Annotated in this window: 11 protein-coding genes; 7 read left to right on the forward strand and 4 right to left on the reverse strand. The window is 73.5% G+C overall.

Going from position 1 to position 21,845, the window contains the following annotated elements:
- Window positions 1-32: 32 nt before the first annotated feature.
- Window positions 33-3,752 (reverse strand): nitrate reductase subunit alpha, encoded by a 3,720-nt coding sequence (locus OG389_RS24995; RefSeq protein WP_328300686.1) that lies wholly within the window; start codon window positions 3,750-3,752, stop codon window positions 33-35.
- A gap of 231 nt (window positions 3,753-3,983) precedes the next feature.
- Here OG389_RS24995 and OG389_RS25000 point away from each other — a divergent pair, with 231 nt between their 5' ends.
- Entirely contained in the window at window positions 3,984-4,733 is a 750-nt protein-coding gene (locus OG389_RS25000) for a YwiC-like family protein (RefSeq protein WP_328300687.1), read from the forward strand.
- A gap of 22 nt (window positions 4,734-4,755) precedes the next feature.
- Here OG389_RS25000 and OG389_RS25005 read toward each other — a convergent pair whose 3' ends face one another.
- Window positions 4,756-5,610 (reverse strand): GNAT family N-acetyltransferase, encoded by an 855-nt coding sequence (locus tag OG389_RS25005; protein WP_328300688.1) that lies wholly within the window; start codon window positions 5,608-5,610, stop codon window positions 4,756-4,758.
- An 89-nt stretch (window positions 5,611-5,699) separates the two neighbouring features.
- Window positions 5,700-8,582: a lysylphosphatidylglycerol synthase domain-containing protein gene (locus OG389_RS25010; RefSeq protein ID WP_443059336.1), complete on the reverse strand. Its 2,883-nt coding sequence runs from the start codon at window positions 8,580-8,582 to the stop codon at window positions 5,700-5,702.
- A 110-nt stretch (window positions 8,583-8,692) separates the two neighbouring features.
- Between OG389_RS25010 and OG389_RS25015 the strand changes: the two genes are divergently transcribed.
- The 5 genes from OG389_RS25015 to nudC all read left to right on the forward strand — a co-directional run bounded on the left by OG389_RS25015 (window position 8,693) and on the right by nudC (window position 18,938).
- The gene (locus OG389_RS25015) at window positions 8,693-9,061 is read left to right on the forward strand and encodes an MGMT family protein (RefSeq protein WP_328300690.1); all 369 of its coding nucleotides are present in this window, start codon (window positions 8,693-8,695) and stop codon (window positions 9,059-9,061) included.
- A 270-nt stretch (window positions 9,062-9,331) separates the two neighbouring features.
- Window positions 9,332-12,778 (forward strand): ATP-dependent helicase, encoded by a 3,447-nt coding sequence (locus tag OG389_RS25020; protein WP_328300691.1) that lies wholly within the window; start codon window positions 9,332-9,334, stop codon window positions 12,776-12,778.
- 80 nt (window positions 12,779-12,858) lie between these two features.
- Complete coding sequence (locus OG389_RS25025; protein ID WP_328304071.1) at window positions 12,859-16,410, forward strand: ATP-dependent DNA helicase; 3,552 nt, start codon at window positions 12,859-12,861, stop codon at window positions 16,408-16,410.
- 10 nt (window positions 16,411-16,420) lie between these two features.
- Window positions 16,421-17,830, forward strand: coding sequence for a dipeptidase (locus tag OG389_RS25030; protein ID WP_328300692.1), 1,410 nt, complete (start codon window positions 16,421-16,423; stop codon window positions 17,828-17,830).
- Between the two features lie 160 nt (window positions 17,831-17,990).
- Complete coding sequence (nudC, locus tag OG389_RS25035) at window positions 17,991-18,938, forward strand: NAD(+) diphosphatase (protein ID WP_328300693.1); 948 nt, start codon at window positions 17,991-17,993, stop codon at window positions 18,936-18,938.
- A gap of 117 nt (window positions 18,939-19,055) precedes the next feature.
- Here nudC and OG389_RS25040 read toward each other — a convergent pair whose 3' ends face one another.
- Window positions 19,056-19,316, reverse strand: coding sequence for a mycoredoxin (locus tag OG389_RS25040; RefSeq protein ID WP_328300694.1), 261 nt, complete (start codon window positions 19,314-19,316; stop codon window positions 19,056-19,058).
- A gap of 292 nt (window positions 19,317-19,608) precedes the next feature.
- Here OG389_RS25040 and OG389_RS25045 point away from each other — a divergent pair, with 292 nt between their 5' ends.
- Window positions 19,609-21,774 (forward strand): ATP-dependent DNA helicase UvrD2, encoded by a 2,166-nt coding sequence (locus OG389_RS25045; protein ID WP_328300695.1) that lies wholly within the window; start codon window positions 19,609-19,611, stop codon window positions 21,772-21,774.
- The last annotated feature ends 71 nt before the right edge of the window (window positions 21,775-21,845 follow it).

The raw sequence follows: 21,845 nt of genomic DNA on the forward strand, positions 1-21,845 counted from the left end.
GTCCGATTTTCGCTTCGCGAGGGGCCATGCTCTTAGAACTCCACCTTCTGGTCGCGGCGGCGGATGACCGTCACCTCGTCGCGCTGGTTGCCGGTCGGGCCGAGGTAGTTGAAGGCCCAGGTCAGCTGGGCGTAACCGCCGATGAGGTGGGTGGGCTTGAGCATCACCCGGGTCAGCGAGTTGTGGATGCCGCCGCGGCGGCCCGTCTTCTCCGTCTTGGGGACGCCGACCGTGCGCTCCTGCGCGTGGTTCATGTAGACCGTGCCGGGCGGCATCTTGTGCGAGACGATCGCGCGGGCGGTGATCACGCCGTTGCGGTTGACCGCCTCGATCCAGTCGTTGTCCGCGACCCCGATCGCCTCGGCGTCCTGCGGGGACATCCACACCGTCTGGCCGCCGCGGCCCAGGGTCATCATGTACAGGTTGTCCTGGTACTGGCTGTGGATGGCCCACTTGTTGTGCGGGGTCAGGTACCGGACGGCCACCGACTTCGCCTTCTCGTCGACCGTGCCGAGCTCGGGCTCCCCGTACAGGGTGTGCATGTTCAGCGGCGGCTTGTAGACGGGCAGAGATTCGCCCACCTCGTGCAGCCAGTCGTGGTCGATGAAGAAGTGCTGGCGGCCGGTGAGGGTGTGCCAGGGCTTGAGGTGCTCGGTGTTGACCGTGAAGGCCGTGTACCGGCGCCCGCCGGCCTCGGAGCCCGACCACTCGGGCGAGGTGATCACCGGGACCGGGCGGGCCTGGGTGTCGGCGAACGTGATCCGCTTGCCCTCGGCCTCGGCGGCCAGGTGGGCCATGTGCGTGCCGACCTTCTTCTCCAGGGTCTCGAAACCCTGGGTGGCCAGACGGCCGTTGCTGGTGCCGGACAGGGACAGGATCGCCTCGCACGCCTGCTGGGCGGTCTCCAGGCGGGGACGGCCGTCGGCGGCGCCGCCGCGGACCGTGCCGTTCTTCGCGCCGAGGTAGGCGACCTCCTCGCCCACGTCGAAGGTGATCGCCTTCGTCGTCACGCCGAGCGTGTCGACGAGCGGGCCGAGCGCGGCGAACTTCTCGCCGACCGCCCCGTAGTCGCGCTCCACGACCGTCAGGTTGTACATCGTCCTGCCGGGTACCGGCTCGCACTCGCCCTTCGACCAGTCCAGCGCGACGCCGCCGGGCTGGGCCATCTCACCGCCCGCGGTGTCGTGCTGCAGCGCGGTGGCGACCAGGTCCTTGCGCACGCCCAGGTGGGTCCTGGCGAGCTCGCCGAAGCGCTCGGCCAGGCCCTTGAAGGCGTCGTAGTCGGAGCGGGCCTGCCACGGCGGGTCCACGGCCGGGGTGAAGGCGTGCAGGAAGGGGTGCATGTCCGTGGACGACAGGTCGTGCTTCTCGTACCAGGTCGCGGCCGGGAGGACCACGTCGGACAGGAGCGTCGTCGACGTCATCCGGAAGTCCATGGACATGAGCAGGTCGAGCTTGCCCTCCACGTCCTCCTCCCGGTACGTCACGTCCTTCGGCGTGCAGCGCGGCCCGTCCTCGGGGAGGTTGGAGTGCGTGCCCAGGAGGTGCTTGAGGAAGTACTCGTTGCCCTTGGAGCTGGAGCCCAGCAGGTTGGCCCGCCACACGTTGAGCACGCGCGGCCAGTTGTGCGGGGCGTCCGGGTCCTCGCCGGCGAAACCGAGCTCGCCGCTCTTGAGCTGCCGGACCGTCTCCGCGACAGGGTCCTCGGCCTCGGCCAGCTCCAGCGGGTTGCGGTCGAAGGTCGGGTACGAGGGCATCCAACCCATCCGGGTGCTCGCCGCCAGGCAGTCCGAGCCCGTCATGCCCTCGAAGGCACCGGTGGCCAGCGGGGAGGCGAGCGCCTCCGCGGGGAGGGTGTCGTAGCGCCACTGGTCGGTGTGCAGGTAGAACCAGGCCGCGCCGATCATCTGGCGCGGCGGGCGCGACCAGTCGGAAGCGGCGGCCAGCGTGGCCCAGCCGGTGACCGGGCGGCACTTCTCCTGGCCGACGTAGTGGCCCCAGCCGCCACCGTTGCGGCCCTGGCAGCCGGTGAGGGTGAGCAGGGCGAGGAAGGAGCGGTAGATGGTCTCGGAGTGGAACCAGTGGTTCGTGCCGGCGCCCATCAGGATCATGCAGCGGCCCTCGGACTGCTCGGCCGTCCGGGCGAACTCCCGCGCCACGCGCGCCGCCTGGGCGGCGGGCACCGAGGTCAGCGATTCCTGCCAGCCCGGGGTGCCCGGGGCGCTCGCGTCCTCGTAGCCGGTGGGCCACACGCCGGGCAGGCCCTCGCGGCCGACGCCGTACTGGGCCAGCATCAGGTCGAAGACGGTCGTGACGAGCCGGTCCCCGCCGGCGGTCACGAGGCGTCGTACGGGCACACCGCGGCGGATCGTGCCGCGCGGCTTCCCGTCCTCGCCTACGCCCCGCTCGTCGTCCTCGAAACGCGGGAGGATGATCTCCACGCTCTCGTCGGCGGTGCCTTGGAGGGTCAGGCGCGGGACGGTGTCGCCGAGGTCGAGGTTCCACTCCGGCTTCTCGTTCTTGCCCCAGCGGTGCCCGAGGGTGCCGTTCGGCACGACGGCCTCGCCGGTCGTGTCGTCGATCAGCACGGTCTTCCACTGTGCGTTCTCGCCCTCCGGACCGTCCGTCCGGCCGAGATCGGCGGCCGTGACGAACTTGCCCGGGACCAGACCCTGATCGGTCTGCTGGAGCGACACCAGGAAAGGCAGGTCCGTGTACTTCCGGACGTAATCCGTGAAGAAGGGGGTCTGCTGGTCGACGAAGAATTCCTTGAGGATGACGTGGCCCATCGCCATGGCGAGCGCACCGTCCGTACCGGGGTGCGGGTGCATCCATTCGTCGGCGAATTTCGTGTTGTCCGCGTAATCGGGGGAGACGGCGACGACCTTCTGGCCGCGGTAGCGGGCCTCGGCCATCCAGTGCGCGTCGGGGGTCCGGGTGACGGGGACGTTCGAGCCCCACATCATCAGGTACGCGGCGTCCCACCAGTCGCCCGACTCGGGGACGTCCGTCTGGTCGCCGAAGACCTGCGGGGAGGCGACCGGCAGGTCGGCGTACCAGTCGTAGAAGGACAGCATCGGCGCGCCGATGAGCGAGTGGAAACGGGCGCCGGCGGCGTGCGAGGCCATCGACATCGCCGGGATCGGCGAGAAGCCGGCGACACGGTCCGGGCCGTGATCCTTGATCGTGTGCACGTGCGCGGCGGCGACGATCTCCGTCGCCTCCTCCCACGTCGCGCGGACCAGCCCGCCCTTGCCGCGCGCCCGCTGGTACGTACGCCGACGGACCGGGTCGGACTGGATGTCGGCCCAGGCCTCGACCGGGTCGCCCAGGCGCGCCTTGGCCTCGCGGTACATCTCCAGGAGGGTGCCGCGGACGTACGGGTAGCGCACCCGGGTGGGGGAGTAGGAGTACCAGGAGAACGAAGCACCGCGCGGGCAGCCGCGCGGCTCGTACTCGGGGCTGTCGGGGCCCACGGAGGGGTAGTCGGTGGACTGGGTCTCCCAGGTGATGATCCCGTCCTTGACGAAGACCTTCCACCGGCAGGAACCGGTGCAGTTCACGCCGTGGGTGGAGTACACGACCTTGTCGTGGCTCCACCGGTCCCGGTAGAACGCCTCCGCGGCGCGCCCACCGGTCCGGTGGACCCTCCGCAGGTCGTCCGAGACCTCGGCGCGTGTGAAGAAGCTGCCCGCCTTGATCAGCGAATCGGCGGCGTCCTGGTGATCTCGACGTCCGTGGCGCTCGTGCAAGGCGACCCTCCAGGCCGGAATAAAAGGCGGTGCGGGGTCCGGGCAAGATGACCCAGACACGACGCTACGCCCGGCGCGGAGGCGAATCCGATGACAAAGGTCCCCTACCGCCATGACCTAATTCCGGTCTTTCGCAGGCCGAGTGGATGTCACGCTGGAAGAGGTCAACTCCGGTATCGAACCCGGATGAATACGTGTCCGAATGCCAATGAGCGGAAGGGTTCGCCGAAGGTGTCGCGCAACAGGGGAAAGAGCACGGCCTGGATACCCGACCAGCACGGGGCGTGGGCGATGCTCGCCGTCCCGTTCCTCGCGGGCACCTTCCTCTCCCCGCGGCCGGGGTGGGCGCACGCGGTGCTCCTGGCGGCCTGGCTGCTCGGCTACGTCGCGGTCTTCCACGCCCAGCAGTGGCTACGCCTGCGCCGGGTCGCCGCCCGGCGGCCGGCGGTGGCCCGGGGCCACGTCCGCCCGGCGCTCGTCGTCGGTGCCGCCGCCGCCCTGGCCGCGATTCCGCTCGCGGTGCTCCACCCCTGGCTGCTCCTCGCGGGCGCGGCGGCGGCCCCGTTCGTGGCGGTGAACACCTGGTACGCGTGGCGGGGCCGGGAGCGGGCCCTGCTCAACGGGGTGGCGGCGGTGGTCCCGGCGTGCGGGATGCTGCTGGTCGCCGCGCGGCTGGGCGGCGGCGGACTGCCGTGGGCGCCCACCGCCGCCTGCCTGCTGTACTTCGGGGGCACCGTCCCGTACGTGAAGACGATGATCCGGGAGCGGAACTCCCGTACGTACTACCGCGCTTCGGTGGCCTACCATGCGGCGGCCACCGCCCTCGCGGCCCTCCTGTGCCCGTGGCTGGCGATCCCCTTCGCGGCCTACCTGGCCCGCGCGGCCGCCCTCCCGGGGCGCGGGGTCAAGGTGCCGGTCGTCGGAGCCCTCGAACTCGCCGCCTCGGTGGGGCTGCTCGCCTCGCTCCTGCTGCTCCACTGAGGGTCCTGCCGCGCGGCGGTCCTCAGAGCTCGATCGAGCGGAACTCGTCCAGCACGGCGAAACCGGCACTGTCGTACAGGCTCATCGCGACCTCGTTTCCGCCGAAGACGTTGAACATCATCACCTCGTCGCCGCCCTGCCGGGCGGCCCACTCGCCGACGGCCATCGCGGCCCGGCCGTAGCCCTTGCCGCGGTGCTCCTCGTGCACCTCCAGCGAGAAGCCGAAGGTCACGCCCGGCAGGAAGCCGTGGTTCACCCAGCCCGTGCCGATCACCACGCCCCCGGCCTCCATCGCGTAGAACGCGTGCCCCGGGGTCTGGTAGCCCTGCGGCAGGTGGCGGGCGAAGTCCGCGTCGGACTTCTCCCTGGCCTGTTCCGGGGTCAGGGCCCCGGCCCGGACGATGTCCGCGACGTAGCCGGCCTCCTCGGCGGCGTACCAGGCGGGGTACTCCTGCTCGGTGAGCCGGCGGACGGTCAGTTCGGCCGGCAGCCCGGGCCGCTCGGCCGCCGCGCGCATCCGGTTCTGCCCCCGTACGGGGTAGTCCGCGAAGGCCCCCGCTCCGCCGCCGGTGATGCGCACCTCCACCCGCCGCGCGCCCCGCTCGGCGCACCACCGCTCGGCCCACTCGCGCCCCGCCGCCGCGGTCAGATCGTGGATCGTGCCGACGGTCGCCCCGTCCTTCTCGGCCACCCCGACGGCGATCCACCCGGTGCCGTCCGTGGCCACCGTCCAGTCGTCGACGCCCTTCAGGGCCCGGTCCAGCAGGGCCCGGGCCAGCGGCTCCGAGCACCCCGCGGCCCGGTACCCGGCCAGCACCCGCTCCTCGAACCCGCTCCGCCACTCGCGGTGGTCGGCGACCCTCTCGATCCCGTTCATCCGACCAGCCTAGGCAGGCGCACCGGCAGAGCTCCAAGGTTTTAGGGCCCCGAAGCCCCTGGGGCCCGGGGCCCCAGGGATCCGAAGCCCTAGATGGCCTCTTTGCGCGTCAGGAAGTTGAAGGAGATCCATCCCGGCAGCACCGGCAGCCAGAACGTCACCGCGCGGAACAGCAGCACCGCCGAGAACGCCACCTGGCCGTCCAGCCCCGCCGCGACCAGACCCAGCGTCAGCGCACCCTCCACCGCGCCGATGCCGCCCGGGGTCGGCGCCGCCGAGCCGAGGGCGTTGCCGGCCAGGAAGACCACCGCGATGCTCGCGTAGCTGATGGCCTCGCCGCCGCCGAACGCGCGGATCGAGGCGTCGAGGCACATCACGAAGCAGCCCGTCAGCAGCAGCATGCCGCCGATGCCGGTCAGCAGCTTCTGCGGTCGCTGGAGCACGTCCAGCATGCGCGGGACGACCCCTGCGAACAGGGCCCGTACCCGGGTCACCACGAACTTCCGCAGGAACGGCACCGCCGTGACCACCAGCACCAGCACGGCCACGGTCAGCAGACCCGCGATGACCGTCCTCGACGGGGTCATCTCGGGGGTCTTCTCGGTCCCCGTCAGATAGCCGAAGGACAGCAGCAGCAGGATGTGGCTCGCCAGCCCGAACAGCTGGGAGGCGCCCACACTGGCCACCGCCAGCCCCGGCCGGATGCCCGCCCGCTGGAGGAAGCGGGTGTTCAGCGCGACACCGCCGACCGCGGCCGGAGCCACCAGCTTCACGAAGGACCCGGCGACCTGGGCCAGTACGGTCCGCAGGAACGGAACCCGCTCGGGCACGAAGCCCAGCAGGCTCATCGCCGCCGCGAAATAGGTGAGCGCCGAGAAGGCGAGCGCCACCCCGACCCAGCCCCACTGCGCCTCGCCGATCGTGGTGGCGAAGTCCACGTGCGCGATCTGCGTGATCAGGAAGTACGCACCGAACGCGCCCGCGATGAACGACACCAGCGTGCGCGGCCGGATCCGCTCCAGCCGGGCCGGTTCCACCGGCGCCTGCGGGCGGATTAGCAGCACCTGCTGGCGGATCTGGCTCAGCAGATCCTCCTCGCGGGCCCCGTCGAGCGCGTCGTCCAGGGCCTTCTTCTCGGCCTTCCTCTCGACGGCGGAGCGCGCCGAGGTCGAGGCGGAGTCGGCCCCGCGCGCGGCCTTCGCCGCCCGTGAGGACTCCAGTACCGCCTCCCGCTCCCGGTCCGCCCGCTCCCGTGCGAGCTTGCGCAGCGTGGCCCGCGTGGAGCGGCTCAGCGCGATCGGCTGGAGCAGCGGCAGGCAGTCCGCCACCGCGTCCGGGCCGAGCACCGACACCGCCGAGGCGACCGAGCGCTCGGCACCGACCCGCAGGCCGAGGGTGGTGAGCAGCTGCGCGATGTCCATGCGCAGCACGAGGTCGCCGGCCGCGATCTCGCCGCCGCGCAGGTCGGTCAGGATGATGCTGCCGGAACGATCCACCACGAGGGCGTCCCCGGTCAGCCGCCGGTGCGCGATCCGCCGGGACTGCAGGGCCCGTACCTGCTGCCAGGCGTTGCGGGTCAGGTCGTCGGTGATCTCCTCGTCGGCCAGCTGGTCCAGGCTCCGGCCGCCCAGGTGCTCGTAGACGAGCATCACGGCGTCCGGGCCCAGCTCGGAGGTGGCGATGAGCTTGGGCGCGTTGGCTCCGGCGGCGATGGCCGCGTACGCCAGCAGCGCCTCCTGTTCCAGCGCCTGGCGCAGTGACTGCAGGCTGCGACGGGTGGTGATGCCGCGCAGCGTGAGGCGGCGCCACACCCGGTAGTAGAAGCCGTGGGCCTGCTGCTCGCGGTCCACGACGGTGACGTCGAGCGGCGGACCGTCCTCCAGGGTGACGTGGTAGCGCCGGCCCCGGTCGCTGACCTCGGTGCTGTCGGGACCCTCCGGGGCCTCGGCGCGCATGGCGCTGACGGGCTGGAAGCCCACCCGGCGCAGCCCGGCGAGCAGGTTCTGCCCGGTGGGCCTGACGTTCGGCGAGCCGACCGCGTACAGGGTTCCGTACGCGACGCTCCAGCCGATCAGCACGGTCAGGATGATCGAGAAGGGTGTGGTGTAGCCGCTGACCAGCATCGCGAAGGCGTCCAGCAGCAGGACCACCCACAGCGCGACGCGCCAGCGCGGCCGCCGGGTCATCCCGACGGCGGTCATGTACGCGATCACCGGCGCGAGGTAGCCGTGCACCGGATCCGTGAGTGCGCCGCCGGCTCCGGTGGGGCGGGTGAGGGCGTCCTGGATGGTCTCCGAGGCCCCCTGGGACACCCACAGGTCGGTGGCGAGGGTGACCCCGTGCGCGAGGACGGCGGCGAGCACGCCGTCGGCGATGCGCAGTCCGTCGCGTTTGATCAGCCGCTCGATGGCGAAGGCGACCGGTACGAGGAGCACGGCGATGCTCGACACCAGCCCGGCCACCTTGATCAGCAGGTCCGGGGCCTGCCCGGTGCCGTTGCTGATGTCGGCCTCCAGGCCCGCGGTGGTGCCGTGGGCGAAGGCCGCGATGGCGAGGACCACGGCGATGCCGAGGACGCCGACGAGGAGCCGGACGAGGTCGGAGGGGCGGTGCACGCGGGCGGCGAGCAGCGGCTCGTCGACCTCGACCTGGTCGGCGGCCGTCGGGGCGTGGCCGTGCGGGGCATCGATGTCCGGGGAACCGGCCATGGCCCGTGGGGCCGTGGCCGCTCCGGGGCCCGCCGCGCCGCCGGGGACGGCCTCGGGGCCGGGTGCGTCCTCAGGGACGGGTGCGTCCTCAGGGACGGGTGCGTCCTCCCCGACGGGTGCGCCCTCCGGGCCGGGTGCGTCCTCGGGCCCCGGCGCGGGGCTCACCGCGGGGCGCGCCGAGGGGCCGCCGTCTGGGCGCGCGCCGTCGTCCGTCGCCGCGCCGTCCGGAGGACTCACACCCTGCTCCTTTCCCGTCACTTCCATCTCTTCTTGATCACGTATCACGCGTCACCGCCCGGAAGATGGTGGCACGGACCGGCGGCCGCACGGGGCAGCAGGGTGCGAGCCGGTCCGGAACGCAGGCTTCCATCCACATGTCGGTCCCGTGCGGCACCATGGGCCGAATGAGCGAAGAGCTGCCGGCGTACGCGGAGCGGGTGCTGGAGGCGGCCGAGCGGATTCCGCCCGGCCGGGTGATGACGTACGGCGACGTCGCGGAGTGGCTCGGCGAGGGCGGACCCCGTCAGGTGGGCCGCGTCATGGCGCTGTACGGGGGAGCCGTGCCCTGGTGGCGCGTGGTGCGGGCGGACGGCCGACCGCTGCCCGGCAGCGAGCGGCGCGCGCTGGAGAACTACCGGGCCGAGGCCACCCCGCTGCGCCTGACCGGCGACGGCGAACCGAGGCTCGACATGCGGCGGGCGCGCTGGGACGGGGACGCCGGGCGGGACGAAGGTCACATGTGACAGCTTCGGCCATGTGGGGCCCGGAGGGGCGGTCGAAGGGACGTGCGAAGCCCCGTACGGGGGACGCGTGGGCCCGGATGGCAGCCGGGACGCAGGTCCGGGCGGAGGTCCGGCCGGCTGTCCCGGGGGAACTGCGCGCGCCGCACGCCTTGCCGTAGCGTTGCCCCTTCGGCTCAGGCCTCGACCGCGGTCCCGACCGCGGCTCCGGCTCGGGCCGTCACCACGGCAGCGACCGCTGCGACAGCAGACCCACCAGGACCGGCACCCCACGTGAACACCTCTTCCTCCGACGGCGGCCACCGCACCGAGCGGCGGCGTACGCGGACCCCGGACGCGTACCGCCTGGTGCGCACCGGCGCGGAACGGGTGGATCCCCCTGTGCTGGACGCAGCGCAGCGGGCTGTGGTTGACCACGCCGGCGGTCCTCTGCTGGTCCTGGCCGGACCGGGCACCGGAAAGACGACCACCTTGGTCGAGGCGGTCGCCGCCCGAGTCGAGTCCGGGACCGACCCCGCGCGCGTCCTGATCCTCACCTTCAGCCGCAAGGCCGCGGTGGAACTGCGCGACCGGACCGCCCTGCGGCTCGGCGGCGCGCGGGCTCCGCAGGCCACCACCTTCCACTCCTTCTGCTACGGGCTGGTCCGCGCCCACCAGGACACCGACCTGTTCGCGGACCCGCTGCGGCTGCTGTCCGGGCCGGAGCAGGACGTCATGGTCCGCACCCTGCTGGAGGGCCAGCGCCGGCTGCCCGCCGGCGCCGCCATCCGGTGGCCGGACGACCTGCGGGCCGCGCTGACCACGCGCGGCTTCGCGGACGAGGTCCGCGCGGTGCTCGCCCGCGCCCGCGAGCTCGGCCTGGGGCCCGCCGCCCTGTCCGACTTCGCGTCCCGCCTGGGCCGGCCGGACTGGAAGGCGGCGGCGGCCTTCCTCTCCGAGTACCTGGACGTCCTGGACCTCCAGGGCACCCTGGACTACGCGGAACTCCTCCACCGCGCCGTCCTCCTGGCGGAGCGCACCCCCTCGCTCTCGTCCCTGTACGACGTGATCTACGTGGACGAGTACCAGGACACCGACGCCTCGCAGCTGCGGCTGCTGCGCGCGCTGGCCGGCCCGGCGGGCCGGCTGACCGCCTTCGGCGACCCGGACCAGTCGATCTACGCCTTCCGGGGCGCGGACATCAACAACATCCTGGACTTCGAGACCTCCTTCCCGGGAGCGGAGATCCGGGCCCTGACGGTCTCCCGCCGCTCGTCGGCCGCACTCCTGACCGCCACCCGCGTGCTCACCTCCCGTATGCCGGTGCCGCGCCTGCCCTCGGCGGCGGTACGGGCCCACCGCGCGCTCGCGTCGACCCGCGAGGGCGGCCGGGTCGAGGTGTTCACCTACCCCACGGCCGGCGCGGAACTGGACAACATCGCCGACGTGCTGCGCCGGGCCCACCTGGAGGAGGGCGTGCCGTGGCAGGACATGGCCGTCCTGGTCCGCGCGGGCGGCCGCACCCTGCCGCAGATGCGCCGCGCCCTGATCGCGGCGGGCGTCCCGGCCGAAACGGACGGCACGGACACCCCCCTGCGCCACGAACCGGCGACAGCCCCCCTCCTCACCGCCCTCCGCACCCTCGCCGAATCCGCCCTCCCCCCAACGGGCCGCGCCACCCCGCCACAGCCGGCCCCGGCTGCTCCCGAGGCGCCCGTCGCCGACGCCGCTGCTGTCGCCGTTGCCGCTCCCGACGCCGCTGCCGTCGCGGACGCCGCCGGCGAGGCGCACGCCGACACCCCCGAGCACGCCGACACCCCCGAGCACGCCGCAGGCCTCGGGCAGGCGGATGCCGGGTGGATCGGGGTCGAGGCCGCCACCGTGCTGCTCTGCTCGCCGCTCGGCGGGATGGACGCCGCCGATCTGCGCCGCCTCGGCCGTGCGCTGCGCGACGAGGAACGGGCCGCCGGGGTCAAGGCACCCGCGCCGTCCGACGTCCTGCTCGCCCGCGCCCTCGCGGAGCCGGAGCGGCTGGTCGCCCACGACCCCGCCTACGCCCGCGGAGCGCAGCGCCTCGGCCTGCTGCTGCGCAAGGCCCGTGAGCTCCTCGCCGGCGGCGGCACCGCCGAAGAGGTGCTGTGGATCCTCTGGGACGGCACCCCCTGGCCGCAGCGCCTCGAACGCGGTGCCCGTCGCGGCGGCCCCGCCGGCCGCAACGCCGACCGCGACCTCGACGCCGTCTGCGCGCTCTTCGACACCGCCGCCCGCGCGGAGGAACGTACCGGCGGCCGCGGCGCGCTCAACTTCCTCGAGCAGCTCGAAGCCGAGGACATCGCGGGCGACACCCTGACCGCCCGCGCCACCCGCCGCGAAGCCGTCCGCCTCATGACCGCCCACCGCTCCAAGGGGCTGGAGTGGGGACTCGTCGTCGTCGCGGGCGTCCAGGAAGGCCTCTGGCCGGACCTGCGCCGCCGCGGCTCCCTCCTCGAAGCCGACCGCATCGGCCGCGACGGCCTCGCCGAGCCGCTCACCCCCGGCGCGCTCCTCGCCGAGGAGCGCCGCCTGTTCTACGTCGCCGCCACCCGCGCCCGCGACCGCCTCGTCGTCACCGCCGTCAAGGCGCCCGCCGAGGACGGGGACCAGCCCTCCCGGCTCCTCACCGAGCTCGGAGTACCCGTCAAGGACGTCACCGGACGTCCCCGCCGCCCCCTGGCCGTCCCCGCGCTCGTCGCGGAACTCCGCGCCACCACCGTCGACCCCGAGGCCTCGCCCGCCCTGCGCGACGCCGCCGCCCGGCGCCTGGCCCGCCTCGCCGTGCTCACCGACGACGAGGACCGCCCACTGGTCCCCGCGGCGCACCCGCAGCGCTGGTGGGGGCTGTACGAGCCCACCCGCAGCAGCGTTCCGCTGCGCGACCGGGACCACCCCGTGGCCCTGTCCGGCTCCGCCCTGGACCAGCTCGCCAACACCTGCTCCCTCCAGTGGTTCCTGGGCCGCGAGGTCAAGGCCGACGCCCCCTCCACCGCCGCCCAGGGCTTCGGCAACGTCGTCCACGTGCTCGCCGACGAGGTCGCCTCCGGCCGCACCCCCGCCGACCTCGCCGTCCTCATGGAACGCCTCGACTCCGTCTGGGACGCCCTCTCCTTCGACGCCCCCTGGAAGTCCCGCCAGGAGAAGGACAACGCCCGCGCCGCCCTGGAACGCTTCCTGCGCTGGCACAACACCGACCGCGGGGGCCGCGCCGCCGTGGCCACCGAGCACGACTTCGACGTCACCCTCGAAGCGGGCGAGTACGCCGTCCGGGTCAGGGGATCCATGGACCGGGTCGAGGCGGACCCGCAGGGCCGCGCGTACGTCGTCGACTTCAAGACGGGCAAGTCCGCGCCCACCAAGGACGAGGTGTCGCGCCACCCGCAGCTCGCCGTCTACCAGCTCGCCGTGCGCGAGGGCGCCGTCGACGAGGTCTTCGAGGGCCTGCGCCCCGAACCGGGCGGAGCCGAGCTCGTCCAGCTGCGCCAGGGCGCCGCCCAGCGCGACGGCGGGGACACGGTCCCCAGGATCCAGGCGCAGCAGGCACTGGAGGGCGGCGCGTCCGGCGAGTGGGTCGGCGACCTCCTCGCCACCGCCGCCGGCCGGGTCCTCGACGAACGCTTCGCGCCCGCCACCGGCAAGCACTGCGACCACTGCTCCTTCCGCAACTCCTGCAGCGGCCGCCCGGAGGGCCGCCAGACGGTGCAGTAGCCCGGGCGGCGGGGACTGTCGGTGCGGGCGGCTAGCCTTTTCAGGTGTCCGCGCGTCCGTCCGATCCCCCGGTGTCCCCGGTGCCCCAGTCCTCACAGGCCGCACCGCCGGTACCGGCCCTCACCGATCCCGAGCAGCTCAAGGAGCTCCTGGGGATCCCCTTCACGCCCGAACAGATGGCCTGCGTCACCGCCCCGCCCGCCCCCCAGGTCATCGTGGCCGGCGCCGGTTCCGGCAAGACCACCGTCATGGCGGCCCGTGTGGTCTGGCTCGTCGGCACCGGCGCGGTCGCGCCGGAACAGGTCCTCGGCCTGACCTTCACCAACAAGGCCGCCGGCGAGCTCGCCGAGCGCGTACGCACAGCCCTCGCGCGGGCCGGCATCAGCGATCCGGACCCCTCCCCGGCCGATGCCGGGGCCGGCGGCGAGCCGCGGATCTCGACGTACCACGCCTTCGCCGGCCAGCTCCTCAAGGACCACGGCCTGCGCATCGGCCTGGAGCCCAGCGCCCGGCTGCTCGCCGACGCCACCCGCTTCCAGCTCGCCGCCCGCGTGCTCCGCGAGGCCCCCGGCCCGTATCCGGCCCTCACCAAGTCCCTCCCCGACCTGGTCGGGGACCTCCTCGCGCTCGACGGGGAGCTCTCGGAGCACCTCGTACCGCCGGAGCGGCTGCGCGCGTACGACACGGAGCTCCTCTCCGCCCTCGCGGACACCAAGCTGAGCAACGAGGACCTGCGCAAGGTCCCCGAAGCCGTCCGCGGTCGCCTCGAACTGCTGGAGCTGACCGAGCGCTACCGCGCCGCCAAACGCTCCCGCGACCTCCTCGACTTCGGCGACCAGATAGCCCTCTCCGCGCAGCTCGCCACCACCCGGCCCGAGGTGGGGGCGCTGCTGCGGGAGGAGTTCCGGGTGGTGCTGCTCGACGAGTACCAGGACACCTCGGTCGCGCAGCGCCTGCTGCTGTCCGGGCTGTTCGGCGGGGGCACCGGGCACGCGGTGACCGCCGTGGGCGACCCCTGCCAGGCGATCTACGGCTGGCGCGGCGCCTCCGTGGCCAACCTCGACGACTTCCCCGAGCACTTCCCGTACGCCGACGGGCGCCCCGCCACCCGCTTCTCCCTCAGCGAGAACCGGCGCAGCGGCGGCCGGCTCCTGGACCTGGCCAACGATCTCGCCGCCCCGCTCCGCGCGATGCACGAGGGCGTCGAGGCGCTGCGCCCCGCGCCGGGCGCCGAGTCCGACGGCCTGGTGCGCTGCGCGCTGCTGGAGACCCACGCGCAGGAGCTCGACTGGCTCGGGGACTCGGTCGCCCACCTGGTCCGCACGGGCACGCAGCCGCGCGAGATCGCCGTCCTGTGCCGCTCGGGCGGGGACTTCGCGCGGATCCAGGCGGTCCTCGTCGAGCGGGACGTCCCCGTCGAGGTGGTCGGCCTGTCCGGTCTCCTGCACCTCCCCGAGGTCGCGGACCTCGTCGCCGTCTGCGAGGTCCTCCAGGACCCCGGCGCCAACGCCTCGCTCGTCCGGCTCCTCGTCGGGCCGCGCTGGCGGATCGGCGCACGGGACCTGGCGCTGCTGGGCCGGCGGGCCCGCGCCCTGATCGCCCGCGCGCCGGGCGCCGGGGACGACCGCCTCGCGGCGGCGGTGGAGGGCGTGGACCCCGCGGAGATCGTGTCGCTGGCCGACGCGCTCGAAACCTTCCTGGACGGCTCGGGGCAGTCGGCCTCCGACCAGCTGCCCTTCTCCGCCGCCGCCCGGGTCCGCTTCGCGCACCTGGCCCAGGAGCTCCGCGACCTGCGGCGTTCGCTCTCGGACCCGCTGATGGACGTACTGCACCGGGTGCTGTCGACGACCGGCCTCGACGTGGAACTGGCCTCGTCCCCGCACGCGCTGGCGGCCCGCCGCCGGGAGACCCTGTCGAACTTCATGGACGTCGCGGCCGGCTTCGCCTCGCTGGACGGCGAGGCGTCCCTGCTGGCGTTCCTGGCCTTCCTGCGCACGGCGGCCCAGTACGAGAAGGGCCTGGACCACGCGCTGCCGGGCGGCGAGAACACGGTCAAGGTCCTGACCGCCCACAAGTCCAAGGGGCTGGAGTGGGACGTGGTCGCGGTCCCCGACCTGTGCGCGCGCTCGTTCCCGAAGGAGAAGGCCCCGGAGGCCTGGACCTCGTACGCGAAGGTCCTCCCGTACGCCCTGCGCGGCGACGCGCCGACGCTACCGGCCGCCCCGGAGTGGACCTCGGCGGGCCTGCGCTCCTTCAAGTCGGCCCTGAAGTCCCACAAGGCGGTCGAGGAACTCCGCCTCGGCTACGTCACCTTCACCCGCCCGCGCTCCCTCCTGCTGGCCTCGGGCCACTGGTGGGGCCCGACGCAGAAGAAGCCGCGCGGCCCCTCCGCCTTCCTCACCGCGCTCCACGACCACTGCGCGTCCGGCCACGGCGAGATCGAAGCCTGGGCCGACACCCCGGCGGCGGACGCCGGGAACCCGGCCCTGGCGACGGACTCCACCCCGGACACCTCCTGGCCCCTCCCGCTGGACCCGGAGTCCCTGGCCCTGCGCAGGGCGGCGGCCACCCTGGTCGAGTCCTACCTCCACCCCACCCCGGCCCGGGCCGAGCCCGACACCGCCCCCCACGCCGAGCCGCACCCGGAGGACCCCTACCTCTGGCCCCCCGACTGCGAAGACCCCGCCTACGACGAGGAACCCTGGCCGGAGCCGGCCGGGGACGGTCCCGCCGCGGATCCCCACGCCGACCTCTGGCCGGAGGAAGCCGACGCACCGCGGCCTGCCGCGCCCGGGCCGCCGCGGGCCGAGCCGTACCCCGCCGCGCCCGGCGCCGACGACCTGTGGCCGCACGACGGCGACCGCACCGCCGCCGGCGCAGCCACCGGAGCGACTCCCGAAGAGGCCCGCGCCATCGCCTCCTGGGACCGGGACCTCGATGCCCTGGAGGGCGAGCTCCGCCGGGCCAGGGCGGCCGTCCGCGACGTCGAGCTCCCGTCCGCCCTCTCGGCGAGCCAGCTGCTGCGCCTCGCCGCGGACGAGCAGGGCTTCGTACGCGACCTGGCCCGCCCCATGCCCAAGCCGCCGCAGCCCGCGGCGCGCCAGGGCACCCGGTTCCACGCCTGGGTGGAGTCCCGGTTCGACGAGCTCCCGCTGCCCCACCTGGACGTCCTCGACCCCCTCGCCGACCTGCCCGGCTCCGGCTTCGGCCAGGACCCCTCCGACCAGGACATCGCCGACGAGGCCGACCTCGACTCCCTCAAGGCGGCGTTCGAGCGGAGCGAGTACGCCGACCGGACCCCGTACCGGATGGAGGTGCCGGTCCAGCTGACCCTCGCCGGTCGGGTGGTCCGCGGCCGGATCGACGCGGTGTACCGCGACCCCGACGGGGGCTACGAGATCGTCGACTGGAAGACCGGCCGCACCACCGAAGCCGACCCCCTCCAGCTCGCCGTCTACCGCCTGGCCTGGGCGGAAGCCACGAACACCCCCCTCGGCGAGGTCACCGCCGCGTTCCTGCACGTCCGCAGCGGCCGCGTCATCCGCCCCCGGAACCTTCCCGGCCGGGCCCGTCTTGAGCGGATCCTCCAAGGCGAAACGGACACGGAGAGCGACCCTCGAACAGACGGTTAGGCTCGTAGGCATGAGCGACAGCCAGGCGGACAGCGTCGTCCGCACGTACATCGACACGCACCGCGCCGCCTTCCTCGACGATCTCGCCGACTGGCTCCGCATCCCCTCCGTCTCGGCCCAGCCCGAGCACGCGGACGACGTACGGCGCAGCGCGGACTGGCTGGCCGCGAAGCTCAAGGAGACGGGTTTCCCGGTCACCGAGGTGTGGCGGACGGCCGGCGCCCCCGCCGTCTTCGCCGAATGGCCGAGCGAGGACCCCGCCGCCCCCACCGTCCTGGTCTACGGACACCACGACGTGCAGCCCGCCGCCCTCGCCGACGGATGGCACACCGACCCGTTCGAGCCGGTGATCAAGGACGGCCGGATGTACGGACGCGGCGCCGCCGACGACAAGGGGCAGGTGTTCTTCCACACCCTCGGCGTGCGGGCCCACCTCGCCGCGACCGGCGCGTCCGCCCCCGCCGTGCACCTCAAGCTGATCGTCGAGGGCGAGGAGGAGTCCGGCTCCCCGCACTTCCGCGCCCTCGTGGAGCGCGAGGCGGCCCGCCTCGCCGCCGACGTCGTGATCGTCTCCGACACAGGCATGTGGTCCGAGACCACCCCCACCGTCTGCACCGGCATGCGCGGCGTGGCCGACTGCGAGATCGACCTGTACGGCCCCGACCAGGACATCCACTCGGGCGCCTTCGGCGGCGCCGTGCCGAATCCGGCCACCGTCGCCGCCCGCCTCGTCGCGGCCCTGCACGACGAGGACGAGCGCGTCACGATCCCCGGCTTCTACGACAACATCGCCGAGCTCACGGACGCCGAGCGCGCACTGATCGCCGAGCTGCCCTTCGACGAGAGCGAGTGGCTCCGTACGGCCAAGTCCCACGCGGCCTCGGGCGAGGCGGGCTACTCCACGCTGGAGCGCGTCTGGGCCCGTCCGACCGCCGAGGTCAACGGCATCGGCGGCGGCTACCAGGGCCCGGGCGGCAAGACCATCGTGCCCGCCTCCGCACACGTGAAGCTGTCGTTCCGACTCGTCTCCGGGCAGGACCCGTACAAGGTCGAGACCGCCTTCACCCAGTGGGTGGACGAGCGGATCCCGGACGGAATCCGGCACTCCATCACCTTCGGCGCCCCGACCCGGCCGTGCCTGACCCCGCTGGACCACCCCGCGCTGCAGTCGGTCGTCCGCGCCATGGGCCGGGCCTTCGGCCAGAAGGTCCGGTTCACCCGCGAGGGCGGCTCGGGTCCGGCGGCCGACCTCCAGGACGTGCTGGGCGCCCCCGTCCTCTTCCTCGGGATCTCCGTACCCTCCGACGGCTGGCACTCGCCGAACGAGAAGGTGGAGCTCGACCTGCTCACCAAGGGGGTCGAGACGGCGGCGTACCTGTGGGGCGACCTGGCCGCCCACTGGAAGCCGGTGTCCGGATGACACCGGACTGACACGCGCCACCGCGCACCCGCCACCGCGCACGCGCCACCGCGCACGCGCCACCGCGCACGCGCCACCGCGCACCCGCCACCGCGCAACCCGCCGCACCCGCCCGCACACCCGTCCTGCTGAGCCTGCCTGTGTCCTACCACCGGGGGAGTTGGAAGTACCTGTGAGCACCCGTACCGATGCCGAGCGCCCGATCTCGCTCGCCGCGCCCAGCGGAATCGACCGCGCCGCGCACCACCGCCTCGACGAGGCATGGCTCGCCGCGGCCTGGAGCCACCCCAGCACCCGTGTCTTCGTGGTGTCGGGCGGCCAGGTCCTGATCGACGACACCCCTGACGGCGCCACCGCCATCGTGATGACCCCGGCCTTCGAGGCCCCGGTCACCGAGACCCACCGGTACTTCCTGGGCACCGACGAGGACGGCGTACGGTACTTCGCGCTGCAGAAGGACTCGCTGCCCGGCCGCATGGACCAGTCGGCCCGCCCGGCCGGTCTGCGCGAGGCCGGAATGCTGCTGTCCGCGCGGGACGCCGGGCTGATGGTGCACGCGGTGGCGCTGGAGAACTGGCAGCGCATGCACCGCTTCTGCTCCCGCTGCGGCGAGCGCACGGTGGTCGCGGCCGCCGGGCACATCCGCCGCTGCCCGGGCTGCGGCGCCGAGCACTACCCGCGCACCGACCCGGCCGTGATCATGCTGGTCACGGACGAACAGGACCGTGCGCTGCTGGGCCGCCAGGTGCACTGGCCGGAAGGCCGCTTCTCGACCCTCGCCGGGTTCGTGGAGCCGGGCGAGTCGATCGAGCAGTCCGTGATCCGCGAGGTGTGGGAGGAGGCGGGCGTCAAGGTCGGCGAGGTCGACTACGTCGCCAGCCAGCCCTGGCCGTTCCCGTACAGCCTGATGCTGGGCTTCACGGCTCGCGCCACCACCTCCGAGATCACCGTGGACGGCGACGAGATCCAGGAGGCCCGCTGGTTCTCCCGCGAGGACCTGCGCAAGGCGATCGAGGCGGGCGAGGTGCTCCCGCCGGCGGGCATCTCCATCGCGGCCCGTCTGGTGGAACTCTGGTACGGCAAGCCCCTCCCGAGGCCGACCGCGTAGCGCAAGGCGCAGGCAGAAGGCCCCCGCCATCGGCGGGGGCCTTTCTGTACGCACCCGTGCCCGCCCCTGCGTGGTGTTCGACACACCGGCGCATCGGCACGTCAGGTCATCGGGACGTCAGACGGCGAGGGCCTGCTTGACCTGGGCCAGGCTGGGGTTGGTCATGACCGACTCGTTGCCCGCGGAGGACTTCACGAGGACGGTCGGAACGGTCTGGTTGCCGCCGTTCGCCTTCTCCACGAACGCCGCGGACTCGGGGTCGAGCTCGATGTTGATCTCGTTGTAGGCGATGCCTTCCCGGTCCATCTGGCTCTTCAGCCGACGGCAGTAGCCGCACCAGGTCGTGCTGTACATCGTGACCGTGCCCGCGTCCTGCATGCTGCGCTCTCCATTCGTGGGGTGCTCGTTGGTCCGAGTAGTCGAACGTACGGGACCGCGCGGCCATTCCCGGCCCGGCCCCGGCCCCGGCCCGGCCCCGGCCCGGCCCCGGCCCGGCCCCGGCCCGGCCCCGGCCCGGCCCCGGCCCGGCCCCGGCCCGGCCCCGGCCCGGTCACAGTCGCGGGAGAGGCCGCGATCGAGGTCGCGGTACGACGATGTTCAGGTAGGACGAGAACGTGGCGCCTGTGGACGGATTCGCCGGCCCCCTCACCGGACCTGGCAGCATGGCGGGGTGACATCAGCAACGCACTCCTCATCCTTCACGCCCGGCGCGGACTCGGCCGACGCGGTGCTCCTGGGCCTGGACCCGGAGCAGCGCGAGGTCGCGACGACCCTGCGCGGGCCGGTGTGCGTGCTGGCGGGCGCCGGCACGGGCAAGACCCGGGCGATCACCCACCGCATCGCCTTCGGGGTCCGGTCCGGCCAGCTGATGCCGGCCAGTGTGCTGGCCGTCACGTTCACCAACCGCGCCGCCGGCGAGATGCGCGGACGCCTGCGCGAGCTGGGCGCCGACGGGGTGCAGGCGCGGACCTTCCACTCCGCCGCCCTGCGCCAGCTCCAGTACTTCTGGCCCAAGGCGGTCGGCGGCGACGTGCCCCGGCTGCTGGAGCGCAAGATCCAGTTCGTCGCGGAGGCGGGCGCGCGCTGCCGCATCCGCCTCGACCGGGGCGAGCTGCGTGACGTCACCGGTGAGATCGAGTGGGCGAAGGTCACCCAGACGGTGCCCGCCGACTATCCGGCGGCCGCCCTCAAGGCCGGCCGCGAGGCCCCCCGGGACCTGGCCGAGATCGCCCAGATCTACGGGATGTACGAGCAGCTCAAGCGCGACCGCGGCATGATCGACTTCGAGGACGTGCTGCTCCTCACCGTCGGCATCCTGCAGGACCGCCACGACATCGCCGAGCAGATCCGCACCCAGTACCAGCACTTCGTGGTCGACGAGTACCAGGACGTCAGCCCGCTCCAGCAGCGGCTGCTGGACCTCTGGCTCGGCGAGCGCGACAGCCTCTGCGTGGTCGGCGACGCCAGCCAGACCATCTACTCCTTCACCGGCGCCACCCCCGACCACCTGCTGAACTTCCGCACCAAGTACCCGCAGGCCACCGTGGTCAAGCTGGTCCGCGACTACCGCTCCACCCCCCAGGTGGTCCACCTCGCCAACGGCCTGCTGAACCAGGCCAGGGGGCGGGCCGCCGAGCACCGCCTGGAGCTGGTCTCCCAGCGCGAGACCGGCCCCGACCCCGTCTACGCCGAGTACCCCGACGAGCCCGCCGAGGCCGAGGGCGTCGCCCACCGGATCCGCGACCTCATCAGGGCGGGCGTCCCGGCCGGCGAGATCGCCGTGCTCTACCGCATCAACGCCCAGTCCGAGGTCTACGAGCAGGCCCTCGCCGACGCCGGAGTCCCGTACCAGCTGCGCGGAGCCGAGCGCTTCTTCGAGCGCGGCGAAGTGCAGAAGGCGATCCTCTCGCTGCGCGGAGCCGCCCGCTCCGGCGGTAACGACAGGCTCCTCGACGACGTCGTGGAGCTCGGTTCCCAGGTCCGGGCCGTGCTCAGCTCCACCGGCTGGACCAGCGAACCGCCCACCGGCTCCGGCGCCGTCCGCGACCAGTGGGAATCGCTGGCCGCGCTGGTCCGTCTCGCCGAGGACTTCGCCCGCAGCCGCCCGGGCGCCACCCTGGCCGACCTGACGGCCGAACTGGACGAGCGCAAGGCCGCGCAGCACGCGCCGACGGTCCAGGGCGTCACCCTGGCCTCGCTGCACGCGGCGAAGGGCCTGGAGTGGGACGCGGTGTTCCTCGCCGGCCTCACCGACGGCATGATGCCGATCACGTACGCGAAGACCGACGAGCAGATCGAGGAGGAGCGCCGGCTGCTCTACGTCGGCGTCACCCGGGCCCGGCACCACCTGACGCTCTCCTGGGCCCTCTCCCGCGCTCCGGGCGGCCGGGGGTCCCGGCGGCCCAGCCGCTTCCTGAACGGCCTGAGGCCGGGCTCCGTGGCCCCGGGAAGCAGGCCGGGTGGCGTGGCCGAGCCGGGGGCCCGCAAGCGCGGCCGCCGCGGGCCGGTGCTGTGCCGGGTCTGCGGCAAGACCCTGACGGAGGCCGGCGAGCTGAAGCTGATGCGCTGCGAGGACTGCCCGTCCGACATGGACGAAGGGCTCTACGAGCGGCTGCGGGACTGGCGGGCCGTCCAGGCGAAGGAGCAGGGCATGCCCGGCTACTGCGTCTTCACGGACAAGACGCTGATGGCCATCGCGGAGGCCACCCCCGCGGAGGCCGGGGAGCTCGCGATGATCTCCGGTGTGGGCGTCCGCAAGCTCGAGCGGTACGGAGCCGACGTCCTGGCCATCTGTGCAGGTGAGGAGCCGGAGCGGGAAGATTCTGACGACGCGTAGAAACTCGTCGGAAAAATAGTTTGCACATGCCCAGCGAATCCCCATAGGTTCTTAGCAACGGAAACGGTGGC

Origin of the sequence: Streptomyces sp. NBC_00435 (genome assembly GCF_036014235.1) — a bacterium.
Taxonomy (GTDB): domain Bacteria; phylum Actinomycetota; class Actinomycetes; order Streptomycetales; family Streptomycetaceae; genus Streptomyces.